The organism is Holdemanella sp. (assembly GCF_056804935.1).
In genome coordinates this window covers 1-2,813 of sequence record NZ_DBMEXE010000211.1, presented here as the reverse complement: position 1 = coordinate 2,813, position 2,813 = coordinate 1, and the positions used below count along the sequence as shown (strand labels likewise).

3 protein-coding genes and 1 pseudogene are annotated in these 2,813 nt (G+C 33.2%); 1 reads left to right on the top strand and 3 read right to left on the bottom strand.

Going from position 1 to position 2,813, the window contains the following annotated elements; genetic code table 11:
- A pseudogene (locus ACZQCL_RS08360) lies at nt 1–244 on the bottom strand (antibiotic ABC transporter permease); the annotation flags it as partial.
- A gap of 185 nt (nt 245–429) precedes the next feature.
- Between ACZQCL_RS08360 and ACZQCL_RS08355 the strand changes: the two are divergent.
- On the top strand, nt 430–1,038 hold the full coding sequence (locus ACZQCL_RS08355; RefSeq protein ID WP_199519658.1) for a TetR/AcrR family transcriptional regulator: 609 nt from the start codon (nt 430–432) through the stop codon (nt 1,036–1,038).
- A 7-nt stretch (nt 1,039–1,045) separates the two neighbouring features.
- Here ACZQCL_RS08355 and ACZQCL_RS08350 read toward each other — a convergent pair whose 3' ends face one another.
- Both ACZQCL_RS08350 and ACZQCL_RS08345 read right to left on the bottom strand, forming a co-directional pair.
- A complete protein-coding gene (locus ACZQCL_RS08350; protein WP_295563868.1) occupies nt 1,046–1,963 on the bottom strand; it encodes a calcium/sodium antiporter in 918 nt (305 codons plus the stop codon).
- A 73-nt stretch (nt 1,964–2,036) separates the two neighbouring features.
- Nucleotides 2,037–2,813: Rpn family recombination-promoting nuclease/putative transposase (locus ACZQCL_RS08345; protein WP_482482754.1), on the bottom strand; the 777-nt coding region annotated here is incomplete at its 5' end.

The following is a 2,813-nucleotide window of genomic DNA, read 5'->3' as shown; positions in this document are numbered from 1 at the left end:
TAATTTTTGCGGCCTCTTGATCCGTCTTGTTGTTGACAACCAAGAAGTCTACACTCGATAAGTTAAAATCATCTCCAAGAATCTTTTGTGTTTTCATAGATTCTGAAGTCGAAGGTAAATAAGATAATAAATCGTAATTAATATTTGTATTGAAATAACCAATTGCACTTGGAATCAAAAGAACAATGGCCACAGCCAAAATCATATTACGATATTTAACTATCCATTTTGACATCTTATCCATATCGAATCACCTTTTTTCTATCCTTTCCTTTACTACGTGAAGAGTATAGTACTAAACTGACCGCTAGTCAATATTTTTGTTTTATTTTTTTAAAATTCCCAATATACAATTGTTTTAATATGTTCAATCGGTCATTTTTATTTGTATTTTCTAAATTATTGTTTATAATAAGGATGGTGATACGCATGAAAAGTAAGATAATCGAAAACAAGAAAATAAAAGAAAACAACCTCTTACAGGCTGCCTTTAATCTATTCACAAAAGAAGACATCACAAATGTCTCTGTTAATGATATTGTAAAAAACGCGGGAGTCGCAAAAGGAACATTCTATCTTTATTTCAAAGATAAATACCAAATACGCGATATTCTAATTCAAAAAGAAGCACATCGCCTATTTGAAGAAGCCCACAAACAATTAGAGAAAAATGATATTCGTAATTTTGAAGACTCTGTTATCTTCTTGATTAATCAAGTATTGATTCGATTAGAAAACAATCCATTGATTTTAAAATTCGTTGAAAGAAACCTATCTTGGGGCGTGTTCCATGCCCAATTAAATACGGCTATTGATAATGATAGTTTCAATCTTATAAAAGAGTTTAACGAAATCGCAACCGCAAATGGATATGAATTTGAAAATTCAGAAGTCATACTCTACTTAATAGTTGAACTTACAGGAAGTACTTGCTACAACAGTATTCTTCATAGTCAACCCCTTCCTATCGAAGAATATAAACCCATTCTTTTCGATTCCATTCGAGCTATCCTTTCCCAAGGAAAGAAAAAAAGCTAGGACAAGCCTAGCGTACAATAATATAAATCATATAAATGACATATACGAGGATCGTAAAGATCCCCTTTTTTCTTGTCATTGTATCTCCCTTTTTCGCAATACCATAAATCAATAGAGAAATACCAATCAAGACAAAAGTATCAATAATATTCTGTGAAGTAGCCGCAATTGGATGAATTGTACTTGAAGCACCCAAAATAAATAAAATATTCATAATGTTACTTCCAATCGCATTACCCAAAGATAAACCACTCTCACCTTTTCTTGCCGCAACAACACTTGTTACTAACTCAGGCAATGAAGTTCCAATAGATACGACAGTTAAACCAATCAACGTATCACTCATACCAAGCATAGCTGCAATCTGTTTTGCACTATCTACAGTGATGTCTCCACCCCAGATAATACACGCAACTCCAATCACGATATAAATCAAGCATTTGATTCCTGATAAAGTTTCAACTTCCTCATCCTCAACACGATTCTTTTTAGCGCTGCGAATCAAGTTTAAAATAAACAAAACTAAACCCACCAAGAAGATAATTCCTTCAAAGCGATTCAACATTCCATTTAACACAAAAATAGAAAGTAAGATGCTCACTAAAATATTGATTTTTAAATCACGATTCAAAATATCCTTATCCATTAAAAATGGAGTAATCACTGCACTAGTTCCAACCACAACCAACGTATTGAAAATATTAGAACCCACAATATTTGAAATCGCAATTTCATTACTGCCCATTAAGCCAGCCGTAATACTCACACTCGCTTCTGGTAAGCTTGTTCCAAGTGCTACAATTGTCAAACCAATAATAACTGAAGGCACTTTTAATTTACGAGCCACACTTGCACTGCCATCCACAAACAAGTCTGCACCCTTCATTAAAAGGACCATACCTAATACTAATAAAAGAAATACCATTTTCTCAATCCTTTCAAAGTCACCTTATTATATCACAGGCTTAAAATAAAAGAAGAGATTTTTTCTCTTCTTATCAATCACTTAATACTCGTTTTAGACTCTCAACAGATATTGAACAAACCTTAGAAATCTCATTGACACTCATTCCATTCTTTATCATAGTCTTGTACAAAAGAACTTGTCCTAACTCTACACCTTGTTCAATGCCTTGTTTGATTCCTAACTCAATTCCTTCAGCTTTCCATTCCTTTGACTTTACTTCTAGCCATCTCTTTTCAGCTTCACACATTTCAATCTTCTCCTTTTCCTCTAATTCTTCTAAATCCAACCATTCTACATCCGTCAATGTCTTGACGACTTTTAACACACTGCTTTTCACAAACCCAAAGTCATTGATCGTTCCTTCATAAATAGACTGATCATAAATACTTCGACATATGTAGAATAAATTATACACGTCTTCTTCATTAAAATTATATGAAGTATTTCCTGTGATTTCAATCAGATTCATTTTGTAGTCATGGAAACAAGCTTTAAACCTTTCATCCGCCTCTACAAGTTCTGATAGCTTACTAGCTGCATTCCAAGGCCTTTCGCCTGTATAGAATACCAGAATGTTTACCATAGGTAGTTTCTTATTATTCCTATTCTTCTTTGACTTCTTTAACATTCGCTCATAAGCTACAAACTCATATACTGCAGCCCTTACAACCATGGACATATCCACATAACTTTGATTCTCAATAATAAATGCACTATAAAGATTTCCATCATTGTACTTACGAATCACATCCACATGCTTTTCTAGATCCATATTCGAATCATTCATCTCTGAATCAAGTTCCATACA